Origin of the sequence: Paraburkholderia sp. Clong3 (assembly GCF_050436485.1) — a bacterium.
In the GTDB taxonomy this organism is placed as follows: Bacteria; Pseudomonadota; Gammaproteobacteria; order Burkholderiales; family Burkholderiaceae; genus Paraburkholderia; species Paraburkholderia tuberum.
Map to the genome: position 1 here is coordinate 1,911,861 of NZ_JBNDMH010000003.1, position 21,647 is coordinate 1,933,507.

Annotated in this window: 18 protein-coding genes; 9 read left to right on the plus strand and 9 right to left on the minus strand. The window is 68.1% G+C overall.

Going from position 1 to position 21,647, the window contains the following annotated elements; all coding sequences use genetic code 11:
- Positions 1-114: 114 nt before the first annotated feature.
- Positions 115-894, plus strand: a complete 780-nt coding sequence (gene surE / locus OKW30_RS32145) for a 5'/3'-nucleotidase SurE (protein ID WP_090809866.1) — start codon at positions 115-117, stop codon at positions 892-894.
- 31 nt (positions 895-925) lie between these two features.
- Here the strand turns inward: surE and OKW30_RS32150 are convergent, their stop codons facing one another.
- The gene (locus OKW30_RS32150; RefSeq protein WP_429348608.1) at positions 926-1,720 is read right to left on the minus strand and encodes a DUF4148 domain-containing protein; all 795 of its coding nucleotides are present in this window, start codon (positions 1,718-1,720) and stop codon (positions 926-928) included.
- Positions 1,721-1,992: 272 nt separating this feature from the next.
- On the opposite strand from OKW30_RS32150, the gene OKW30_RS32155 reads away from it, so the two are divergent.
- Positions 1,993-2,274 carry a PA14 domain-containing protein gene (locus OKW30_RS32155; protein ID WP_429348609.1) on the plus strand — a complete coding sequence of 94 codons (282 nt, stop codon included), beginning with the start codon at positions 1,993-1,995 and terminating at the stop codon, positions 2,272-2,274.
- Between the two features lie 110 nt (positions 2,275-2,384).
- Here OKW30_RS32155 and OKW30_RS32160 read toward each other — a convergent pair whose 3' ends face one another.
- Both OKW30_RS32160 and OKW30_RS32165 read right to left on the minus strand, forming a co-directional pair.
- Complete coding sequence (locus tag OKW30_RS32160; protein ID WP_184062347.1) at positions 2,385-3,020, minus strand: carbonic anhydrase; 636 nt, start codon at positions 3,018-3,020, stop codon at positions 2,385-2,387.
- A 319-nt stretch (positions 3,021-3,339) separates the two neighbouring features.
- Complete coding sequence (locus OKW30_RS32165) at positions 3,340-3,615, minus strand: DUF1488 domain-containing protein (RefSeq protein ID WP_008923225.1); 276 nt, start codon at positions 3,613-3,615, stop codon at positions 3,340-3,342.
- A 205-nt stretch (positions 3,616-3,820) separates the two neighbouring features.
- Here OKW30_RS32165 and OKW30_RS32170 point away from each other — a divergent pair, with 205 nt between their 5' ends.
- The gene (locus tag OKW30_RS32170; RefSeq protein WP_429348610.1) at positions 3,821-5,314 is read left to right on the plus strand and encodes an MDR family MFS transporter; all 1,494 of its coding nucleotides are present in this window, start codon (positions 3,821-3,823) and stop codon (positions 5,312-5,314) included.
- A 155-nt stretch (positions 5,315-5,469) separates the two neighbouring features.
- Here the strand turns inward: OKW30_RS32170 and cobM are convergent, their stop codons facing one another.
- Genes cobM through cbiE form a run of 4 tightly spaced genes read right to left on the minus strand, consistent with a single transcriptional unit; the run spans position 5,470 to position 9,279 of the window.
- Positions 5,470-6,198, minus strand: a complete 729-nt coding sequence (cobM, locus tag OKW30_RS32175; RefSeq protein ID WP_429348611.1) for a precorrin-4 C(11)-methyltransferase — start codon at positions 6,196-6,198, stop codon at positions 5,470-5,472.
- A gap of 20 nt (positions 6,199-6,218) precedes the next feature.
- On the minus strand, positions 6,219-6,959 hold the full coding sequence (locus OKW30_RS32180) for a cobalt-precorrin-6A reductase (protein WP_429348612.1): 741 nt from the start codon (positions 6,957-6,959) through the stop codon (positions 6,219-6,221).
- A complete protein-coding gene (locus tag OKW30_RS32185; RefSeq protein WP_429348613.1) occupies positions 6,956-8,056 on the minus strand; it encodes a cobalt-precorrin-5B (C(1))-methyltransferase in 1,101 nt (366 codons plus the stop codon). Before OKW30_RS32185 ends, OKW30_RS32180 begins: the two co-directional genes overlap by 4 nt.
- Positions 8,056-9,279: a precorrin-6y C5,15-methyltransferase (decarboxylating) subunit CbiE gene (gene cbiE, locus OKW30_RS32190; RefSeq protein ID WP_429348614.1), complete on the minus strand. Its 1,224-nt coding sequence runs from the start codon at positions 9,277-9,279 to the stop codon at positions 8,056-8,058. Before cbiE ends, OKW30_RS32185 begins: the two co-directional genes overlap by 1 nt.
- A gap of 307 nt (positions 9,280-9,586) precedes the next feature.
- On the opposite strand from cbiE, the gene cobG reads away from it, so the two are divergent.
- Genes cobG through cobJ form a run of 4 tightly spaced genes read left to right on the plus strand, consistent with a single transcriptional unit; the run spans position 9,587 to position 14,140 of the window.
- On the plus strand, positions 9,587-11,026 hold the full coding sequence (gene cobG / locus OKW30_RS32195) for a precorrin-3B synthase (protein WP_429348615.1): 1,440 nt from the start codon (positions 9,587-9,589) through the stop codon (positions 11,024-11,026).
- Positions 11,019-11,645 (plus strand): precorrin-8X methylmutase, encoded by a 627-nt coding sequence (locus tag OKW30_RS32200; protein WP_429348616.1) that lies wholly within the window; start codon positions 11,019-11,021, stop codon positions 11,643-11,645. Before cobG ends, OKW30_RS32200 begins: the two co-directional genes overlap by 8 nt.
- Entirely contained in the window at positions 11,646-12,389 is a 744-nt protein-coding gene (locus OKW30_RS32205; RefSeq protein ID WP_184062360.1) for a precorrin-2 C(20)-methyltransferase, read from the plus strand.
- A complete protein-coding gene (gene cobJ, locus OKW30_RS32210) occupies positions 12,386-14,140 on the plus strand; it encodes a precorrin-3B C(17)-methyltransferase (protein WP_429348617.1) in 1,755 nt (584 codons plus the stop codon). Before OKW30_RS32205 ends, cobJ begins: the two co-directional genes overlap by 4 nt.
- Positions 14,141-14,175: 35 nt before the next feature.
- Here the strand turns inward: cobJ and OKW30_RS32215 are convergent, their stop codons facing one another.
- Positions 14,176-16,797: an AAA family ATPase gene (locus OKW30_RS32215; RefSeq protein ID WP_429348618.1), complete on the minus strand. Its 2,622-nt coding sequence runs from the start codon at positions 16,795-16,797 to the stop codon at positions 14,176-14,178.
- Positions 16,794-17,999 carry a metallophosphoesterase family protein gene (locus OKW30_RS32220; RefSeq protein ID WP_429348619.1) on the minus strand — a complete coding sequence of 402 codons (1,206 nt, stop codon included), beginning with the start codon at positions 17,997-17,999 and terminating at the stop codon, positions 16,794-16,796. Before OKW30_RS32220 ends, OKW30_RS32215 begins: the two co-directional genes overlap by 4 nt.
- A 207-nt stretch (positions 18,000-18,206) precedes the next feature.
- On the opposite strand from OKW30_RS32220, the gene OKW30_RS32225 reads away from it, so the two are divergent.
- Positions 18,207-19,487, plus strand: a complete 1,281-nt coding sequence (locus tag OKW30_RS32225) for a DUF445 domain-containing protein (RefSeq protein ID WP_187619234.1) — start codon at positions 18,207-18,209, stop codon at positions 19,485-19,487.
- A 142-nt stretch (positions 19,488-19,629) separates the two neighbouring features.
- Positions 19,630-21,609, plus strand: a complete 1,980-nt coding sequence (locus tag OKW30_RS32230; RefSeq protein WP_429348620.1) for an AI-2E family transporter — start codon at positions 19,630-19,632, stop codon at positions 21,607-21,609.
- Positions 21,610-21,647: the final 38 nt, after the last annotated feature.

Consider the following 21,647-nt stretch of genomic DNA (forward strand, 5'->3'; position numbering starts at 1 on the left):
GGGTCGTCCTGGGTCATTGGCGGCTCACCGTCATCGTACGCGCGTCCGACGAAAGCCCGATAATGGGCGTCCCTTCCCTACGATTCATTCACCGAGCCACAGGAGATTGACGCGATGTCCGCTTACGAATCCAAGCTGCCGCGAGTGCTGCTGACGAACGACGACGGTATCGACGCGCCCGGCCTCGCCGTGCTCGAAGCCGTGGCCGCCGAGCTCGCGCACGAAGTCTGGGTGGTCGCGCCCGAGCACGACCAGAGCGGTACGTCGCATTCCATCAGCCTGCATTCGCCGCTGCGCGTGAGCCGCCAGGGCGAACGCCGTTTCGGCGTGACCGGCACGCCCGGCGATTGCGTCGTGATGGGCGTGCGTCATCTGATGCGCGAGGCGCCGCCGTCGCTGGTGCTGTCCGGCGTCAATCGCGGCGGCAACCTCGGCATCGAAACGATGTTCTCGGGCACGGTCGGCGCGGCGATGACGGGTCTGCTGCTCGGGCTGCCGTCGTTCGCGCTGAGCCAGGCGTTCAGCGATCGCGAGCGCGTGCGCTGGGACACCGCGCGCACGCTCGCACCCGGCGTGATCCGTCAATTGCTCGCGATCGAGCATGCGGCGCCGACCTGCCTGAACATCAACTTTCCCGACGTCGATGCCGCCGACGCAGGTCCGCTGACGCCGACGCGCCAGGGCGTCGGGCTCGTCAGGGACATCGAGGTGCTGCCGGAAGTCGACCCGCGCGGCATCGCGTATCACTGGCTGCGCTTCGATCGTGGCCCGCGCGAGAACGATGCCGACAGCGAAACGGCAACCGTCGCGGCGGGGCGCGTATCGGTCACGCCGCTTGCGTTCGATCGCACCGACGAAGCCACCTTCGCGCGGCTCGCCGCGTCGTTGATCTAACGGTTGCCGGGGACACGGCGCGAGGCCCGCTTCAGTGCGCCCCAGGTCCCGATGGCTCGGGTCTGCCGAACGCGGGCATCGTGCCGTTCTCACGCGCGCGCACGAGTTCGGCCTCTACCTCGGCGCGGGTTTTGGGGCCGTTGCTGGCGACCGCCTGAGTTGCGGACTGGCTGGTCAGCCCCGCGCGCGGCATCGACCATGGCGACTCGACGCCTTGCGTTGCATATTGCGGCAACGGCCGCATCTCTGGCACGACGCTGGCCGCTTTCTTCCCAGACCGCTCGGCAGTAGAACTTTTCCGGTGGCTGCCGCCCCGCGCATGACTACCCGATGTCGTCGCAACACTTTGCGCTGAGCGAGGTTTCGTCTTGGTACCCGACGCAACGCGGCTATGGTGTGCGTGCCCGGTCTTTGCCGTGGGTGGCGCCTGGGTCCGGTTCGAAGTCACCGCAGGCTGCGGCGGCAAACTCGTCTGCTGCGGCTGCGGGTGCGGCTGCTGCTGTTGCTGCGCCTTGTTCGACTCCCGCGCGAACTGTAGCGCCGCGATGGCCAGAGCATCGCCCGCCTGCGCTCCAATCGACGCGGCCGGCTGAGCCCGCAAGGCGGTCACGTCGTCGCGCAGCGCACGGCGGCGCGTTGCCGGCGCGACCGTCGCCGCGCCGGGCCGGCCTTCGCTCTGCCCCGCCGCCGCCCCCGTCGCGCTGACACCCCGTTCGCCGTCGGCGACGAGACTCACGTCCCGACCGGACGACCAGTCGTTGTCCAGCTGTGACACATAGGCCCCAATCGTCACCGCGCCGAAGACGAGGCCCATCAACACGATCATTCTCGGTTCGCTATACAAGGCACGCTCCCCATTCCAACCGATCGACCGACCCATTGGTCAAAGTTTGGTCCATACGAATGACAGTGTTTTCCCTTTTAGACCCAACAACCGACGAATCGGCGGATCTGGTCGGGGATGTGTCCGAAATCGACGGGTATTCTTCCGTTCAAACGCGCGCCTTAATCGGAGTCCCAAGCGATTCTTCCGGCGCCGCCTTCGACCCTGTTTTCAGCGACGCAAGCGCAGCTCAGACGAGCGGCCCTTCCTCCGGCTTGCGGCGCATCGCGACGGCGATCGAACTGCCGACGATCAACAGCGACAACGTCGCGCGTCTGTGGATCGACGGCGTGAAGGTGATCGACAAGACGAGCACGACGCCAGGCAGCGCGACCGGGAAGGTCCATCTCGCCGCGAACCAGAGCGCGTCGATCAAGGTCGAGTACGTGCACGGCACGGGCGCGGCGAGCATGCATCTGCTGTGGTCGAACCCGGCTGCGAAGAGCCCTGGTGTGTTGAAGATCGTGCCGTCGGATTCGCTGGTGACGTCGAGCTGATAGAGGTGGTTGTGGCGGGCGGCGCGGTGGGGTTGAAACCGCGCCGCCGCGCCGGCTTTTAGCAAGCCGAGTGTTAATCCTTCAAACTAAAAACCCGTTTTAATGCCGCTTTAACCCGCACAAATTTCCCGATTATCCGCAAGCGGCAAGAAGTTACCGGTCTTGCCATCGAGCGCAAGCATTTCACCGCTTTCGATATTGAAGATCCAGCCATGCAGCCGCAGCGTCTTGTTCACGAGTCCGACCGCCACCGACGGATGCGTGCGGATGTTGCTGAGCTGCGCGATCACGTTGTCCTTGACCAGCGCCTCGAGACGCTCCGCATCCGAGCCGTAGTGGCGCGACGCGTTGATCGCCTTCGCCGCATCCGCGTGACGCAGCCAGCTCGCGACCGCCGGCATGTGCTCCAGATTCGTGCAGCACGAGATCGCCGTCATCGCGCCGCAGTTCGAATGGCCGCAGATCACGATGTCGGTCACGCCGAGCACGGCAATCGCATATTCGACGGTCGCCGACACGCCGCCCGGCTCCGGACCGTACGACGGCACGATGTTGCCCGCGTTGCGGATCACGAACAGCGACCCCGGTTCGGTCTGCGTCAGCAATTCCGGCACCACGCGGCTGTCCGAACATGTCACGAAGAGCGTGCTGGGATTCTGCGCGGTCGACAAACGCTTGAAGAGCGCGCTTTGCTGTGGAAAGACCTCGCGTTGAAAGCGGATCAGACCTTCGATGATTTCCTGCACGATATTCTCCAGAGAATCGAAGAGACGGATTTAAAGTTGCCGCGACTATACCGCAGCCTTTCAATCGTCGCGCGAATCACCGTGCTAATCGTCGCACGCTCCTGCGGCGAATTGCCAGCGAAATAATGGCGTGCTCGCACGCGCCATAAAAAAAGACCCGGTTGCCGGCAGCCGGGTCCAACTCTCTCGCTCACACGCGTTAAGCGGTGTGTGCGTCGATACGGTAGCCGCGCCGACATCGCGGATATAGTCGCCGCGATGGAAGAGTCCTTTCCACCGCGGCACGAATCGCTTGACCCGATACAAGCAAGCGGGTCGCTCAATCGAAGTCGCGCGTCTCGAGCTCCACGGACCGTCCCCCGTTGCGTTCGAGCACCCGCCGCGTAGCATTTTCAATGCGGGCGCGGTTCGCCTCGAACGCTCCCACCAGATCGTGAGCAGACGGGGCGCCGTTGCCGAGGCTGCCATTGCCGAAATGGTCATTGAGCGCGTCGAGCGACACGCTGCACCATACGTCCTTCCCGTCCACATTGGCCTCGTAGGCGACGCGCGCAGCAGCCACCACTTCCCGGCGTCCGGTGAATTCGATCCTCATGATTGTCCTCCGTGTGTCAAAGGGAAATCCGAATACGCAACGGTCGTGCCCAATCCGGCCGGCTCGCCGGCTGCCCGGGCGCGAGCACGCATTCTGCGCAAGGTGCATACTCCTGAGCGGCCGCCGCGCGCGGCCGCGCCGATGCGTCGCAGCAAGGCCTCCTCCGGGCCGTCGACGCATTCAACATATCGATACTACGCCCTTCATGTCCCGCAATATTCAATCTTCGCGCCCGCTCGTGATCGCCGCCGTGATGGCCTCGATGGCGATGGTCGCGATCGAAGCGACCATCGTGTCGACCGCGATGCCGCAGATCGTCTCGCAACTCGGCGACCTGCATTTATACAGTTGGGTGTTCTCGTCGTTCCTGCTCACGCAGACCGCAATGACCGTGGTGTTCGGCAAGCTCGCCGACCTCTATGGGCGCAAGCCCGTGATCCTCGCGGGCATCGCGATCTTCCTCGTCGGCTCGGTGCTTGCCGGCTTCGCGTGGTCGATGCCGGCGATGATCGTGTTCCGCCTGATCCAGGGGATCGGCGCGGGCGCGATCCAGCCGGTCACGCTGACCGTCGTCGCCGATCTGTACCCGGCGCGCGAACGCGGCAAGGTGCAGGGTTATCTTGCGAGCGTGTGGGCGATTTCGGCGGTCGTGGGTCCGATGGTCGGCGGCTTCATCATTCACAACCTGTCGTGGGCGTGGATCTTCTGGATGAACGTGCCGATCGGGCTCGCGTCGGCGGCGGGCTTCATCGCGTTCCTGCGCGAATCGGAACGGCACGCGCGGCCGTCCATCGACTTCGCCGGCGCCGCGCTGTTCATGGCCGCGATCGCAGCGCTGATGATGGCGCTGACCTACGCCGGCGACGACGCGTTGGCGCCAGCCTCGTTCGCAGGCGGCGTCTTCGTGCTGTGCGTGCTGCTGTTCGTGCGGCAGGAGCGTCGCGCGGCCGAACCGATGATCTCGTTCGCGCTATGGAGCCGCCGCCCGATCGCCGCATGCAACAGCGCGACGGTGCTGGCCGGCATGATCCTGATGGGCGCGACCACGTTCCTGCCGATGTACGTGCAGGGCGTGCTGCATCGTTCGCCCGTGGTGGCCGGCCTCGCACTGACGATGATGATGGTCGGCTGGCCCACCGGCGCGACGTTCGCGGCGAAGTCGTTTCACCGGCTCGGCTTGCGGCGCATCCTGATCTGCGGCAGCGCGTTCGTGCCGCTCGGCGCGGTGCTGCTGCTGTTGCTGTCGCCGGGCGCGTCGCCGCTCGTCGCCGGGTTCGCGTCGCTGATCATGGGCTTTGGCATGGGGACGTCGAGCGTCAGTTCGCTCGTGCTGATCCAGGAGATCGTCAGGATGGACGAACGCGGCAGCGCGACCGCGTCGAACCTGTTTTCGCGCAATCTCGGCAGCACGCTCGGCGCGACGCTGTTCGGCGCGGTGCTGAACTTCGGGCTCAGTCATTCGCAGGGCGTCGCGACGGTCACGTCGGATCAGCTGAAGGCGCTGCTGCAGAACCGCGCCGCCGATCTCGGCGACAGCGATCTGGTCCGGCTCGTGCTGCACCAGTCGCTGCATCTGACCTTCGTGTCGATGTTCGTGATCGCGCTATTCGTGGTCGCGCTGCTCGCGCTGGTCCCAACGATCCGATTCGGCGACGACAAGCCGGCACCACTCAAGGCCTTGTCGCCGCTCGAGGACTGAGTGGCGCGGCGTCGCGAACCACTTGCGTTCGCGAGCGCTATGAGCCGCCCGCCGGCAGCGTCGCCGCGAAGAAATCACGCACCTGTGCCGCGGTTCGCGCATGAATCGCGGCGCGATCGACACTTCCTGACGCCAGAAAGGCTTTCACGGCGCCGTCAACTGCCCTTCGCATACAGCGTCGAATCGGCGAACCCCTCGGCGGCCAGCACCTGGCCGACCAGAATCAGCGCGGTGCGCTCGATCGCGCTGCCCTGCACCTTCGCGACGATATCGTCGAGCGTGCCCGTGATCTTTTCCTCGTCGGGCCAGCTCGCGCGATAGATCACCGCGATCGGACACGCGCCGCCGTAATGCGGCCGCAACTCATCGACGATGCGCGCGAGATGCCGCACGCCGAGGTGAATCGCCAGCGTCGCGCGATGCCGCGCGAGAGCGCCCAACTGCTCGCCTTCGGGCATCGACGTCTTGCTCGCGTAGCGCGTGAGGATCAGCGTCTGCGACACGCCGGGCAGCGTCAACTCGCAGCCGAGCGCCGCCGCGCATGCGGCCGTCGCGGTCACGCCGGGCACGATTTCGTAAGGAATGGCCAGCTCGCGCAAACGGCGGATCTGCTCGCCGATCGCACCGTACAGCGACGGATCGCCCGAATGCACCCGCGCGACATGCTGGCCCTTCGCGTGCGCCGCCGCGAGCAGCGCGACGATCTGGTCGAGATCGAGCTCCGCGGTGTTGATCACCTGTTGCGCGCTATGACCTTCGAGCACCGCGGCCGGCACCAGCGACCCCGCATACAGGATCACCGGACAACTGCGCACGAGACGCTGCCCTTTGACCGTGATCAGTTCCGGGTCGCCCGGACCCGCGCCGATAAAAAACACTGTCATTCAGTACTCCAATTATTTGCTCACTTACCCGAATCCGCATTCGCCTGCGCGGGCAACGCATCGAGAAGATCGGCAACGCTGGCGAACTCGCGATCGACCTCGGGCAACACCGGCCGTCGCAGCATGATCACCGGCAAGCCGCGCTCGCGCGCGACCTCGAGCTTCGCCTCGGTCGCGCCGCCGCCGCTGTTCTTGCTGACGACGACGTCGAACGCCTGCAGCGCGAACAGCGCGCGTTCGCCGTCGAGCGTGAACGGTCCGCGCGCCGCGAGGACGCGCGAGCGCGCGGTGTCCGGATGCGAATCGAGCGCGCGCACGGTCCAGAATTGATGCGGCGCAATCTCGTCGAGATGCGCGAGCGGTTCGCGCCCGAGCGTGAAAAGCGGCCGCCTGAACGGCGCGAGCGTGTCGATCAGTTCGTTCCAGTCATCGACCATGCGCCAGTCGTCGCCGGCTTGCGGCTGCCACGCTGGACGCCGCAGCGCCCAGCACGGCACCTTCGCCGCGCGGCACGCGTCTACGGCATTCGCGCTGATCCGCGCCGCGTACGGATGCGTCGCGTCGATCACGAGGCCGATCGCTTCGCTCGCGAGGTAACGCGCCAGACCCGCGCTGCCGCCGAAACCGCCGACGCGCACCGCGCACTTCAAGTCGTCGGGGACCTTGCCGAGTCCCGCGAGACTGTACACATGCGCGGGACCGAGTTGGCGCGCGATCTTCAGCGCGTCGCCGGTGCCGCCGAGCAGCAGGATGCGCGTCACCGCGCGACTCCGACGATGTTGCCCTGCCGGTCGATCGCGAAGATTTCGACGTTGACCTGCGGCGGCACGATATCGCGAGCAACGGCCAACGCGTGCTGACAGACGATATCGCCGAGCGGCACCTGCCGCGCGTGAGCGAGCGCGAGCGCCTGCTGGCTCGTGTTGGCCGCGCGCATCGCCGCTTGCAGCGCGGCGTCGGCGCCATGCGCGGCAGCCCAGCCGGCGAGTTGTTCGAGATCGATGCTGGAGTTGCGGCTATGCAGATCCAGATGGCCGGCCGCGAGCTTGCTGAGCTTGCCGAAGCCGCCGCAAATGCTCAGTCGCTCGACCGGCGCGCGCTTCACATGCTTGAGCACCGCGCCGACAAAATCGCCCATTTCGATCAGCGCGATATCGGGCAGGCCGTAGTGCGCGCGCATCGCGTCCTCGCTCGCGTTGCCGGTGCAGGCGGCCACATGCGTATAGCCGTTCGCGCGCGCGACGTCGATGCCTTGGTGGATCGACGCGATATACGCCGAGCACGAAAACGGCCGCACGATGCCGGTGGTGCCGAGTATCGACAGCCCACCGACAATCCCGAGTCGCGGGTTCATCGTTTTCAGCGCGAGCGCTTCGCCGCCTTCGACGCCGAGCGTCACTTCGAAGCCGCCGCGATACGCGTGGCGCGCGGCGAGTTCGTCGAGGTGCTGCGTAATCATCTGGCGCGGGACCGGATTGATCGCCGGTTCGCCGACCGGCAGCGTGAGCCCCGCGCGCGTGACCGTGCCGACGCCCGGCCCCGCGCGAAAGATCACACCGGGCCCGGGCACGAGGCGCACGCGCGCGAACACGAGCGCGCCGTGGGTCACGTCGGGATCGTCGCCGGCGTCCTTGATCGTGCCGGCTTCGGCGATCCGCTCGCCGTCCAGGGCGGCAAGCCGGCAGAACGTGAGCCGCATCGGCACATGCTGGCCCTTCGGCAACACGATCTCCGCGACCTCACTGACCTCGCCCGCCAGCAGTAGACGAGCGGCCGCGAGCGACGTCGCGGTCGCGCAACTGCCGGTCGTATAGCCGCTGCGCAGCGGCGCCGGCTGCTCGGGAGTCTCGTCGCGCATCACGAATCGGCCGATGGTTTGGCGGGTTTGGTCACGTCGAGCAGTGTGATCGGCAACGCCTGACGCCACGTATCGAAGCCGCCGAGCGGTTGCGCGTGAGCGAGCCCGATGCGCGTCAGCGTACCGCCATGCCGCTCGCGCCATGCGACGAGCACCGCCTCGCCTTGCAGCGTCACCGCGTTCGCGACGAGCCGGCCGCCGTCGCGCAGTTGTGTCCAACAGGTGTCGAGCACGTCAGGCTCCGTCACCCCACCGCCAATAAACACCGCGTGCGGCGCCGGCAGTCCCCGCAACGCGTCGGGCGCGCGGCCGGCCACGAGTTGCAGCCCGGGCACGCCCAAAGCATCGCGATTCTGTTCGATGAAGCGCTGCCGCGCTTCGTTCGCTTCGATCGCGATCGCGCGACACGTGGGATGCGCGCGCATCCATTCGATTCCGATCGAACCGCTGCCCGCGCCGACGTCCCACAGCAACTCGCCGGGCGCGGGCGCGAGGCGCGCGAGCGTGATGACGCGCACGTCGCGCTTGGTCAACTGGCCGTCGTGGATAAAGGCGTCGTCGGGCAAACCGCAGGTCAGCGGCAGACGCGGCGCATGCGCCGACGCGCGGCACTCGAGCGCGATCAGATTGAGCGCGGCCATCTCGCCGGCCGGCCATTGATCCGCGCGGCCATCGGCACGTCGTTCGCGTGCACCGCCCAGATGTTCGAGCACGGTCATGGCAGTCGCGCCGAAACCGCGCGCATCGAGCGAGGCCGCCAGTGCCGCGGGCGTGCGCCCGTCCGCGCTCAGCACGAACAGGCGCGCGCCGTCACGCAGATGCGCATTCAGGGCGGCAAGCGGTCGGCCGACCAGCGAGACGGTCGCGACATCCTGCAACGGCCAGCCGAGCCGCGCGGCCGCGAGCGATAACGACGACGGCGCCGGCAGCACGCGCAGCTCGCCGGCCGGCAACTGCCGCGCGAGCGTCGCGCCGACGCCGAACAGCATCGGGTCGCCGCTCGCGAGCACGCACACCGCGTGCGGACGCTCGGCGAGCAACGGCGCGAGATCGAACGGACGCGGCCATGCGGCACGGCGCGCGGCGAGCCGCGCGGGCAGCATCGCCAGATGGCGCTCGCCGCCGTACACGACCGACGCGCCCAGCAACGCACGCCGCGCGGGCCGCCCCAAACCGGCGAAGCCGTCGTCGCCAATGCCCACTACGGTCAGCCATGCCGGCATGCATCCATCCTCATCAGTTGCGTCGATTCTTTAGCAATTGCACCGGCTCACGCATGCGGCTTTGCGCAGGCTCGGAGCGCGGGTTGCGAAAGTCCGCATGATACCGCCGCCATGCGGCCCGCGGCTTCGCGGCGGAGCGCCATGCTGCCGGGATCACCGGCATCGCGCGATGGCCGGCAAACAGGCGCTGCGGCCACAGCGTAAAGATATAATGGCCGCTTTCATTGCCCACGGTCAGCCCGAAGCGCCTTTCGGCCGCACAGTTCACGCCGGCCCTCGTCGGGCAGCATGCAGCGAGGCCGCAGCCATGCCGTCGCGCGACGCTAAACCCGGTGCCCCTTTGAATCGAGCTTCGCCTCCCACCGTTTCGTCCCACGCGGTCACGACACCGCGGTCCTCGGCATGTCCGGGGTTGCTGCGCATCGTCCCCGCGCGCGACGGCGGCATCTGCCGCATCAAACTGCCCGGCGGCGTGCTGAGCGCGGCGCAGGCACGCGCGATCGCCGATGCGAGCACGCGGCACGCGAACGGCGTCGCCGAGCTGACCAATCGCGCGAATCTGCAACTGCGCGGCGTGCGTAACGGACACGAAGCGGCGTTGAGCGCGGCGCTGATCGGCGCGGGGCTTGGACCGGCCGGCGCGCTCAGTTCCGCCGACGACGTCCGCAACGTGATGATCAGCCCCGCCGCCGGCCGCGATCCGCACGCGCTGATCGACACGACGCCGCTGTGCGCAGAACTGCTGACGCTGCTGCAAGGCGATGCGCGTTTCGTAGCGTTGTCGCCGAAATTCGCGCTGCTGCTCGACGGCGGCGAACAGCTTGCGCGGGTCGATCATCCGCATGACGTGTGGCTCGCGGCGTCGGCTGACGAAGAAGGCGTGCGCTTCGTGTTCGGCCTCGCGGGGTGCCCGGCTCCGGCAGGCGAAAACTCTAACCCACGCGACCATCGCGATTCCAACGGCACGGGCGCGCTCGCGGCGGTGCCGCCGTCGCGCGTGCCTGCGCTCCTGCGCGCGTTGCTGCACACGTTCCTCGACCTCGCCGCAGCCGACGCGACCCGCATGCGCGACCTGCTCGCCACGCATTGCGCCGACGCGCTGCTGCAGCACGCGCAGCGCTACGTCGATTTCCCGCTCGCGCGCAACGCATCGCTGAGCCACTGGCAACGACACATCGTCGCCGACCCATCGCTGCGGCTCGGCGCGCACGCGCAGCGCGGCGACGGCACGTCGCATGTCGGCGGCCAACCACCGCTCGGCCGGATCGATGCGGCCACGCTGCGCGCCCTGGCTGCGCTCGCGCAAAAACACGGCAACGGCAGGTTGCACGCGACGCCATGGCAAAGCGTGCTGCTGCCCGACATCGCGACGACGGCGGTGCCCGCCGTGCTCGCGAAGCTGATCGCACTCGGTCTCGCGTGCGATCCCGCGCAGGCCATCACGCACGTGATCGCCTGCGCCGGTTCGGCCGGCTGCGCGAAGGGCCTCGCCGACACCAAGACCGACGCGCTGCAACTCGCCGAGCGCTTACCCGCCGGCGTCGACGTGCATCTGACGGGCTGTCCGCGCTCCTGCGCGGCCGCCCATCGCGCGCCCTACACGCTGCTCGCCGCCGCGCCCGGCCTCTACGACCTTTATCGACGCGACGGCCACCCCGGCTTCGGCCAATGCGTCGCGCCCCAACTGACGATCGACGAGGCCGCCGCGCTGCTCGCGCGCCTCGCCCGGAGTACTCCACATGCTTGATTACATTCGCGACGGTCAGGAGATCTATCGCCAATCGTTCGCGACGATCCGCGCGGAGGCCGACCTCGCGCGCATCCCCGCCGACCTCGAAAAGCTCGCGGTGCGCGTGATCCACGCGTGCGGCATGGTCGACGTGATCGACGACCTCGCGTTCTCCGACGGCGCCGGCAGCGCGGGCCGCCGCGCGCTCGCGCAAGGCGCGCCGATCCTGTGCGATGCGGGCATGGTCGCGCAGGGCGTCACGCGCGCGCGGCTGGCCGCGAACAACGAAGTGATCTGCACGCTCACGCACCCGGACGTGCCCGCGCTCGCGCGCGAAATCGGCAACACGCGCTCGGCCGCCGCGCTCGAATTGTGGCGCCCGCATCTGGCGGGCAGCGTCGTCGTGATCGGCAATGCACCGACCGCGCTGTTTCATCTGCTCGACATGCTCGATGCCGGCGCGCAGAAGCCGGCGCTGATTCTCGGCTTTCCGGTCGGCTTCGTCGGCGCGGCGGAATCGAAAGCGGCACTCGCGCAAAACAGCCGCGGCGTCCCCTATGTGGTCGTGCACGGACGGCGCGGCGGCAGCGCGATGGCCGCCGCCGCGGTCAACGCGCTTGCGACGGAGGTCGAATAAATGGCGAGCCAGCTAACGAGTCGCGGACGGCTGTACGGCATCGGCGTCGGTCCCGGTGACCCGGAATTGCTGACGTTGAAGGCGCTGCGGCTGCTCAAAGCGGCGCCGGTGGTCGCGTATTTCGTCGCGAAGGGTAAGAAGGGCAACGCGTTCGGCATCATCGAGGCGTATCTGCACGACGCGCAGCAGCATTTGCCGCTCGTCTATCCGGTCACCACCGAAGCACTCGAACCGCCGCTGTCGTACGAAGCGATCATCGCGGACTTCTATGACACCGCCGCCGAAATCGTCGCGGGCCATCTCGACGCGGGCCGCGACGTCGCGGTGATCTGCGAAGGCGATCCGTTCTTCTATGGCTCGTACATGTATCTGCACGACCGGCTCGCGGCGCGCTACGACAGTGAGGTGGTGCCCGGCGTGTGCTCGATGCTCGGCGGCGCGGCGGTGCTCGGCGCGCCGCTCGTCTATCGCAATCAGAGCTTGTCGGTGCTGTCGGGCGTGCTGCCCGAAGATGAATTGCGCCGCCGTCTGGCCGACGCCGACGCGGCGGTCATCATGAAACTCGGCCGCAATTTCGACAAGGTACGGCGCGTGCTCGACGAACTCGGACTCGCGCAGCGCGCGCTGTACGTCGAACGCGCGACGATGCGAAATCAGCGCATCGTGCCGCTCGCGGAAGTCGATCCGATGGCGTCGCCGTATTTCTCACTGCTGGTCGTGCCGGGGCAAAAATGGCAAGGATGAACGGGCCCGCCATCGTGATTCTCGGCACGGGCGCGCTTGCGACCGCGCGGCGGATTCAGGCGTCGTATGTCGAGCGTGGCGCGCATGCCGCGGCCGGCGTTGCCGCGGACTGCCAGGTCCATGCGCTGCAGGGGCGCGCCGACGCCGATGTCTCGTACAGCGAACTCGGCGCGCATCTGCGCGAGCTGTATGCGCGCGGCACGCCGATCGTCGCGCTGTGCGCGGCCGGCATCGTGATTCGCTGCCTCGCGCCGCTGCTGTCGAACAAAGGCGCCGAGCCGCCGGTGCTCGCGGTCGCCGAGGACGGCAGCGCGGTCGTGCCGCTGCTCGGCGGCCTCGCGGGCGTCAACGTGATGGCGCGCGACATCGCCGCGGCGTTGGCCGTACAGCCCGCGATCACGACGAGCGGCGAGCTGCGCTTCGGCACCTGCGTGCTCAATCCACCCGATGGCTATGCGCTCGCCGACCTGGGTCAGGGCAAGCGCTTCGTGTCGGATCTGCTCGCGGGCGAAAGCACGCGCATCGAAGGCGACGCGCCGTGGCTCGACGACGCGCAACTGCCGCGCTCGGCGTCGGCGCGTCTCGCGATTCGCGTGACGCCGCGCGCGTGGGATGGGCGTGAAGACGAACTCGTGATTCATCCGCGCAGTGTGGTGGCGGCTGTCGCCAGCGACGATGCCGATGCCGCCGACGCGATCGTCGCACGCGTGCGCGCGGCACTGAGCGCGCAGGGTCTCGCGATGCTTTCGCTTGCGGCCTTGCTCGCGCCATCGACGAGCATGGCCGACCCGGCGCTCGCGCAAGCGGCAAGGCTTCTCGAGGTGCCGCTGCGCTTCGCCGATGCCAGCGCCGCACAGGGCGAATCGAGTGCCGCAAGGTTGCTGCATACCGCGCTACGCGTCCCCCACGAAACGCTGCACGACGACGCACACCCCGGCGTCGCGCTCGCCCTCTCCCCGCTCGCCATCGACCCCGCGACGCTCGGCCGTGCCCGCGGCCGTCTGAGCGTGATCGGCCTCGGCCCCGGCCGGGCCGAGCTGATGGTCCCGGCCGCGCGCACCGCGTTGAACGAAGCGACCGACATCCTCGGCTACGACACCTACGTGAAAATGGCCGGCCCGCTGCGCGCCGGTCAGCGCGTGCACGGCACCGACAATCGCGAGGAAATGCAGCGCGCGCGGCACGCGTTCGAGCTCGCGAGCGAAGGCCGCTCGGTCGTGATGGTGTCGTCGGGCGACCCCGGCGTGTTCGCGATGGCAGCCGCCGTGCTCGAAGCGCTCGAAGCTTCCCGGAACGACGCATGGGCGGCCGTCGAACTATCGATCGTGCCGGGCGTGTCGGCCGCGCTCGCGACCGCCGCGCAGGCCGGCGCGCCGCTCGGCCACGACTTCTGCATGCTGTCGCTGTCGGACAACCTGAAGCCGTGGACGATCATCGAAACCCGCCTGCGCCATGCGGCGCAAGCCGATCTCGTGATGGCGTTCTACAACCCGATTTCGCGCGCGCGTCCGTGGCAACTCGACAAGGCACTCGACGTCGTGCGGGAGTATCGCGTGCCATCGACCCAGGTGGTGCTGGGTCGCGATATCGGCCGGCCCGGCGGCACGCTGCGCACGCTGACGCTCGGCGAGCTGCGCTCGGCCGATGTGGATATGCGCACGATGGTGATCGTCGGGTCGTCGCTGACGAGAAGATTCGCTTGCGGTCATCACGGCGCGCAGTGGGTGTACACGCCGCGGTGGTACGAGTAAGCGGACCGTACCGGGGTGGTACCGGCCCGCCCCGCTCACGCCACCTTCAGATCCTGCACCGCCCGCTGCCTGACGCCCAGGTCGTCCCACAACTCCGGATGGCACGTGAACACCAGAATCTGATGCCGCGTCGCCGCGTCGATCAACGCGCGTTTGAGCGCGTCTCGGCGCGCGGCATCGGTGTGTACCGCGGCATCGTCGAGCATCAGCAGAGTCGGCCGGCCTGAGGCCTGCAAGAGATCCGCATACGCGAGCCGCGTCAGGATGCCGAGCTGTTCGCGCGTGCCGAAGCTGAGCGCATCGAGCAGTTCCGCGCGGCCGTCGCGATCGAGCATCGCCGGAATCAGATCGTCGCCGAGCGCGAGGCTCGACTGCGGAAAAAGCCGCTTCAGGTAGTGACCGACCCGCTCGGTCAACGGCGCACGCAGTTGGGCGAGCGCGGCGTCGCGTTCGTCGACCAGCACTTCGTCGAGCAGACTCAGCGCGCTCGCGCGCAGGCGCAGTTCGTCCTTGCGACGCGTGGCCTGCTCAACCTGGGCTTCGAGCGCGGCAAGCCGTTCGCCGAGGCCCGATGCGCCCATCGTTTCGAGCTGGCTCCGCAGCTCCGCGATCCGCAGTTGACGCTCGTGCTGCTCGTTGCGCGCGAGGTCCGCCGATGCGCGATAGCGCTTCGCCTCCGCCACGGGGTCGTCCAGACGCGCCGCATCGAGTTCGCGCTCGCGCTCGCCGCGCTGGTTCTTCAGCGCATCGACCTTGACGCGTTGCTCGACGATATGCGCCTGCCACTGCGCGCGGTTGCGCCGAAACGCTTCGTCGTGCAGCTGCGCTTCTTTACGCTGCAACTGCGCCGTGAGCGAATCGGCCTTCGCAACGCCGCTGGATTGCGCGCCCGCCGCCTGCGCGAGCACCTTGCGCGCGGTCTCCAACGCGTCGCGCGCGATGTCGGCGTTGCGGCGCGCGTCGTCGAGCGGTGCCGCCGCGGACACGTCGGGCAGACTGGCAAGGCGCTCGCTCGACGCCTGCAAGCGGGCCGCCGTCGACGCCAGCGCCGCGCGCAACGCATCGATGCCTTGCGGCGCGTGCACCTCGAGAATCCTCGCCTGGCTCTTCTGTTGCGCGACCAGCGTTTTCCATTGCTCGTGACGCGCCTGCGCATCGCCCACCGACGCGACGCCGAGCGACCGCAGCAACTGCGCGTGCTTCGCCTCGAGCGACGCCAGCTCCGACAACCGCGCGGACAGATCGGACACGCTCGGAATCACGCGCAATTCGCCGAGCTTCCCGAGGCCGATGCGCTTTTCATCGTCGACATGCAGCACGCCCGTGCCGCTGATCGTCTGATCGCCGACGCTCAATTCGCCATTCAAGCTGTACTCGATGCGCGTCATCGCCGCTTCGGTCCGCGCGCGCAACACGGTCAGTTCGCCGTCGAGCGCGACGAGGCGCTTGAACTGCGCGTCGTCGAGTTCGAGCGCCGCCGCGTCTCGCGCGGCCTGCAACACCGCCGCGTTCGCCTTGTCCGCTTCGCCGATCGACGCTTCGAGCCGCTGGCTCTCCGCCCGATAGAAATCGACCTGGCTGCGCAGATCGGCGGCGGTCACGGCCGCGTTCGCGAGTTCGAGCGAGCGGTTCGCCTCGACCGATGCCTGCTCGAATTGCGCCACACGGCTTTGCGCCTGCGCATGCGCGGTTTGCGCGGCCGCGACCTCGGCGCGCGCCGCGTCGAGCTGCTCGCGTTCGAGCGCAATGGCCGCCTCCAGTTCGAGCGCGCCCTGCTCCTGCCGCACCGACAACGCGAGTTCGGCCTCGCCGATCTTCAACGAATGCGCGAGCCCTTCGAGACCGCGTTCGAGTTGTTCGACCGCCGCGGCACGTTGCTGCGCGAGCGCGGCCTTCTGCTCGTGAAGCTCCCACGGACGCCTGCGCTCGGCGTCGTCGAATGCCTGCTGTTGGGCGGCGAGGCGCGCGATGTTGTCGTCGAACTGCTGGCGCTGCTGTTGCAGCTCGTCGCGGCTCGCGATCAGCGAGGCGAGCTTCTGCTCCGCCTCGGCGAGCGGCCCGGTCGACTTCTGCGTGCGCGCGGTCAGCAGTTGCCGCAGCTCGCGCTGCACGGCCGCGATCAGCGCGTCCTCGCCGCCCGCTTCGCGGCCGCCCGACAGTTGCGTGAGCGCGTCGCGCAGATACTGCGCCGCGTGCCCGGTCGAATCGCGCATCTCCTGCGTGCCGCCTTGCTGCACCCACAACAGACCCGGCACGCCGGCGTTCTCGGCTTTCATCGGACCGCGCGCCGCGCGCGAGAAGCCGAGCAGCGCGGCGAGCTTGTCTTCGGCTTCATCCTCGCTATACACGGCCTGGCCGATCCTCAGCTCGCAACGCTGACGCGACACGAACTGCTTCGACAGACGGCACGTCACACCATCGAGCTCGAAGCTGACCTCGACCGACGGCTGCCCGCTCGCGAGCCCCCACGGCAACAGGTCTTTCAGATGCGACGCCTTGTAGCGTTCGAGGAACACCGTGCGCACCGCCTCGGCAATCGTGCTTTTGCCGGCCTCGTTCGGGCCGATGAACAGATTGAGACCGGGCTGCAGATCGTCGATCACGATCTGCCCGCCGAACTGCCTGAATTCCTGAATCGCGATACGTTGCAGCTTCATGCGGGGGCTCCTTCACGCGGCGCTTCAGGTTGCTGCCGCTCGCGCGTCTGCGCGGGTGGTGCGGCCGGCGAATCGCGTTGCCGCTGGTCGCGCTGAAAACGCGCCAGCAGCAGCAACGCCTCGGCCGCGCGCCGCGCCTCTTGCGGATCGGCCTGCGCGTCTTCCTGCAGGCCGCGCAGCCGCGCCACCACCTTCGCGAGATAGCCGCTTTGCGCGCCGAGTTCGGCGAGATCGTCGGCGGTCGGCAGCACGTGCAGACTGCCCAGATCGGCACGCAACGCGCGCACGCGGGCGCGCGCCTGTTCGACCGCGACATGCAGCGCCTCGGCATCGGCGAGCGCCGCGGTGCCGCCGACCTCGATGCGCAGCACGTCATTCGCGCCGAGTTCGGCGAGGCGGGTTTTCAATGCATCGACATCGGTCGGCACCGAAATCGTCTCGTCCCAACGGTGCCACCGGTATTGCCCGACCCGCACCGCGTCGACCTGCGGCACCGCGCCGGGATCGCTGACGGTAACGTCGAGCACGAAGCCCGGCTCGTTCGCGCGGAAACGGTCCTGCTCGTGCGTGCCCGCGTACCACGTGCGTTCGTCGACGCGCAGATGGCCGTGCCAGTCGCCGAGCGCCAGATAGTCGAGCCGCGCACTGGCGGCGCGCGTCGGCGCGATCGGATTCGACGAGTCGATGCCGTCTTGCAGAATGCCGCCGACGCTGCCATGCGCGAGCCCCACGCGGTGATAGCCGGGTGGGGTATCGGTGGAATCGAAGAACGCGGTGGTGTCGTCGTAGGTGATGCGCTGCGTGAGCGGCGCGCACAGCAGCGCGCAACGGCACGCGTCGAGCAGCACGACGCCGGCTTCGAGCACGAGGCGCACGTTCGGCGGCACGCAATCGAGCCGCTGCGCGCGGGTCCACACGCTTTCGACGAGCGCCGCGTCGTGATTGCCCGGCAGCATGACCCACGCTCCGGAAAACGCTTGCAGCGCGGCGAACAAACGTCGGATCACGGTGTCCGACACCGTCTGCAGATCGAACACATCGCCCGCGACGAGCACCGCGTCGACGTTGCGCGCGGCCGCTTCTTCGGCGATGCGGCGCACCGTGTCGAAGCGCGCCTGGGCGAGATGCGCGGCCTCGTCCGGTTCGAACTGACCGAATTGCGTGCCGATCTGCCAGTCCGCGGTGTGCAGAAACCTGATCACTGTGCCTCCATTGCGATTGCGTTGCGTCCTCTTGCGTTGATTTCGCCGAGGAGCCCAATCGCGGATGTTACCTTGCCGAAGCGCCGGCGCGTATTGCGCGCGCGTATCCAGGCTGGACGCGCGCGCGGGCCGTACCGCATCATTGCAACCGAACCGGCCGAGCCCGCCGACTTTCCAGCCCCCGCCCGACACGATCAACCGCGCCCGATGGACAAGACCACCGAACTGAAGAAGGCCAAGCGCACGCCTTTACTGCTGCTGCTCGCGGCCGCCTGCGTTTTCGTCGTCGCCGCATTCCTGCCGCGCGGCCTGTGGGTCGACGGCATCAAGGCCGTCGCCGAGGCCGCGATGGTCGGCGCGCTCGCCGACTGGTTCGCGGTCGCGGCGCTGTTTCGCCGCGTGCCGATTCCGCTCGTGTCCGCGCACACCGCAATCATCCCGCGCAACAAGCACAAGATCGCCGACAACCTCGCGCACTTCGTGCAGGACAAGTTTCTCGACGTGCCGTCGCTGGTCGGTCTGATCCGCCGGCATGATCCGGCGCAGACCATCACCGCGTGGCTCAGCGAATCGGCCAACTCCGCGCGCCTCGGCGACTACGTGGTGCGACTCACCGGCGGCATCCTCGACGTGGCCGACGACGCGCGCATTCAGAACTTCATCAGGGACGGGTTGCGCGACGTGCTCGCGAAGGTCGATCTGTCGCAATCGCTCGGCGCGATTCTCGACACGCTGACGCGCGACGGCCGCCATCAGGAACTGCTCGACACCGCGATCGATCAGGTGATCGCGGTGCTGCGCGAGGCGCCGGCGCGCGAATTCATTGCCGCGCGCATCGTCGATTGGGTGAAAAGCGAGTATCCGACGATGGAGAAGTTTCTGCCGTCGGTATGGCTCGGCGACAAGGGGGCGGAGGCGATCGCGAGCGCCGCGAACCGTATGCTCGAACAGATCGCGGAGAACCCCACGCACGAGCTGCGCGACAAGTTCGACCACGCGGTGCAGAAGCTGATCGTGCGGCTGAAGACCGATCCCGTGTTCCTGCAGCAAGGCGAAGCACTGAAGCGCTATCTGGTCGAAGGCGAGGCTTTCGGCAGCTACGTGAAGGACATGTGGGGCGAGCTGCGCGCGTGGCTCAAGCGCGATCTGCAAAGCGCCGATTCGGCACTGCATGCGCGTGTCGCCGCGATGGGCGCGTGGGTCGGCCGCGAACTCGCGCGCGATCCAGCGCTGCGGCAATCGCTGAACGATCACCTCGAGGAAGCGGCGCGCGCGATGGCGCCGGACTTCGCGCGGTTCCTCACACGCCATATCAGCGATACGGTGAAGAACTGGCCCGCGCACGAGATGTCGCACCAGGTCGAGATGAATATCGGCAAGGATCTGCAGTACATCCGCATCAATGGGACGATCGTCGGCGGATTTATCGGCTTGTTGCTGTATGTGAGTTCGCTGTTGCTGGAGATGCTGCGGGTGCATGTCGGCTGACGACTCGAGCGCGTTGAGCGACTCAACGCGCAGCCACGCGGGAGCCCCCTCCCGCCAAACCACCTACAATTCGGGCATCTGTCTTGCTGACGACCAGTGCTCCGCTCGGTCGTCAACGCGTCCCAACCGGAATTCTGCTTACATGAAAATATCGCTACCGCCGCCGCAAGGGCGGCCCAACCGCGTTTACCCGCCGGGCACGCCGGGCCTGCATGGCCTCGTGTCGCTGATCACCGGCGTGGTGGTCGTGTGCGGGCTGTACTTCGGGCGGGAGATACTGATTCCGATCACGTTATCGGTGCTGCTGAGCTTCCTGCTCGCGCCGCTCGTGCAGATGCTGCGGCGTCTGCACATGGGCCAGTTGCCGTCGATCTTCATCGCGGTGCTGTTCGCTCTCGCCTCGCTGCTCGCGGTCGGCGCGCTGATCGGCGCGCAGCTCGTGCAGCTCGCGAACGCGCTGCCGCAGTACCAGGAAGCGATCGAGCAGAAGATCGAAACCGTGCAGGAAAAGACCGTGGGCCGCGCCGACGCCCTGATGAGCAGCGCTGCCAGCGCGCTGCAGCGCGTGGCGCCATCGCGCCCCGCGCCGCCGCGCCCGACCGGCCGCGCCGCGCGCAACGCGCCGCAGGTGCCGCAACAGGTCGAGGTGCACGAGCCCGCGCCGACGCCTGTGCAACTCGCGCAGCGCGCGCTGACGCCGGCCATCGCGCCGATCGAGACGACCTTCATCGTGCTCGTCGTGACCATCTTCATCCTGTTGCAGCGCGAGGATTTGCGCGACCGTCTGATCAGCCTGTTCGGTTCGCGCGACCTGCACCGCACGACTACCGCGATCAACGACGCCGCCGGGCGCCTGTCACGCTATTTCGTCGCGCAGCTCGGCGTGAATCTGAGCGCGGGCGGCATCATCGCGATCGGGCTCGCGATCATCGGCGTGCCGGGGGCGCTGCTGTTCGGCGTGATCGCCGCGCTGCTGCGCTTCGTGCCGTACATCGGCATCTGGATCGCGGCGATCCTCGCATTCTTTCTCGCGGCCGCGATCCAGCCGCAATGGACGATGGCGGTCCTCACGCTGATCCTGTTCATCGTCGTCGACGTGGTCGCCGGGCAGATCGCCGAGCCGCTGCTGTACGGTCATCGCTCGGGCCTGTCGCCCCTCGCGGTGGTGGTCGCGGCGATTTTCTGGAGCTGGCTGTGGGGGCCGATCGGCCTCGTGCTGTCGACGCCGCTCACGCTGTGCGTCGTCACGCTCGGGCGCTACGCGGACCGGCTGAACTTCCTGACCGTGCTGCTCGGCGATCAGCCCGCGCTGACGCCCGCGCAGAACTTCTATCAGCGCCTGCTCGCCGACGATCCGCACGAGGCGATCGTGCAGGCCGAACGGCTGCTGCGCGAGATGTCGCTGATCGACTACTACGACAAGGTCGCGCTCGAAGGCCTGCGGCTCGCGCGCAACGACGCGCAGCGCGGCGTGCTGATGCCCGACCAGTTGCAGCGGATCAACGACGCGCTCGTCGATATCGTCGAGAACCTCGATATCGCCGAAGGGCTGCGCGATTCGCTGTCGCCCGCCGAACCGGCGGACGCGGGTAGCGCGCTGCTTGCCGGGACGCCGGATCTGGCGTCGCCGGGCGCGGGTGCCACGGAGCGATACCGCAGCGATCTGCTCATGCGCTCGCAACAGCCGGACGGAGCGGGCAAGGCCGCGGTGTTGTGCGTGCCCGGCCGCGGCGCGTTCGACGAAGTGACGACCGCGATCGCCGTGCAACTGCTGAACCGCCAGGGCTTCGCGCCGCTGATGGCGACGCACTCGGGCTATCGCAGCGCACGCGCCGACGAGCCGAGCTTCAAGGACACGTCGATCATCTGCATCGTGTCGCTCGACGCGCCCGAGTCGCCGCTGTACCTGCGCAACATGCTGCGGCGCACGCGCGATTGGCGGCCACGCGCGACGCTGGTGGTCGGCGTCGGCGTCGGCGACGCGCCGGACGGCAGCGTCGAACTCGATGCGGGCGGCGAGCTGCATGCGTCGCCGACGTTCCGCGCGATGATCGAGGCATGTCACGCGGCGACGGCTGGGCAGCCCATGCGGCAGCCGTCGCAGACGGCCAGCGCCGGCTGAGGCTGGGTGGGCTGACGCCGTGACCGCAGTGGTGAAAA

Coding starts and splice junctions, on each gene's coding strand:
- surE (WP_090809866.1), top strand. CDS start 115: ATGTCCGCTTACGAATCCAAGCTGCCGCGAGTGCTGCTGACGAACGAC.
- OKW30_RS32150 (WP_429348608.1), bottom strand. CDS start 1,720: ATGATCGTGTTGATGGGCCTCGTCTTCGGCGCGGTGACGATTGGGGCC.
- OKW30_RS32165 (WP_008923225.1), bottom strand. CDS start 3,615: ATGAGGATCGAATTCACCGGACGCCGGGAAGTGGTGGCTGCTGCGCGC.
- OKW30_RS32170 (WP_429348610.1), top strand. CDS start 3,821: ATGTCCCGCAATATTCAATCTTCGCGCCCGCTCGTGATCGCCGCCGTG.
- cobM (WP_429348611.1), bottom strand. CDS start 6,198: ATGACAGTGTTTTTTATCGGCGCGGGTCCGGGCGACCCGGAACTGATC.
- OKW30_RS32185 (WP_429348613.1), bottom strand. CDS start 8,056: ATGCGCGACGAGACTCCCGAGCAGCCGGCGCCGCTGCGCAGCGGCTAT.
- cbiE (WP_429348614.1), bottom strand. CDS start 9,279: ATGCCGGCATGGCTGACCGTAGTGGGCATTGGCGACGACGGCTTCGCC.
- cobG (WP_429348615.1), top strand. CDS start 9,587: ATGCCGTCGCGCGACGCTAAACCCGGTGCCCCTTTGAATCGAGCTTCG.
- OKW30_RS32200 (WP_429348616.1), top strand. CDS start 11,019: ATGCTTGATTACATTCGCGACGGTCAGGAGATCTATCGCCAATCGTTC.
- OKW30_RS32205 (WP_184062360.1), top strand. CDS start 11,646: ATGGCGAGCCAGCTAACGAGTCGCGGACGGCTGTACGGCATCGGCGTC.
- cobJ (WP_429348617.1), top strand. CDS start 12,386: ATGAACGGGCCCGCCATCGTGATTCTCGGCACGGGCGCGCTTGCGACC.
- OKW30_RS32215 (WP_429348618.1), bottom strand. CDS start 16,797: ATGAAGCTGCAACGTATCGCGATTCAGGAATTCAGGCAGTTCGGCGGG.
- OKW30_RS32225 (WP_187619234.1), top strand. CDS start 18,207: ATGGACAAGACCACCGAACTGAAGAAGGCCAAGCGCACGCCTTTACTG.
- OKW30_RS32230 (WP_429348620.1), top strand. CDS start 19,630: ATGAAAATATCGCTACCGCCGCCGCAAGGGCGGCCCAACCGCGTTTAC.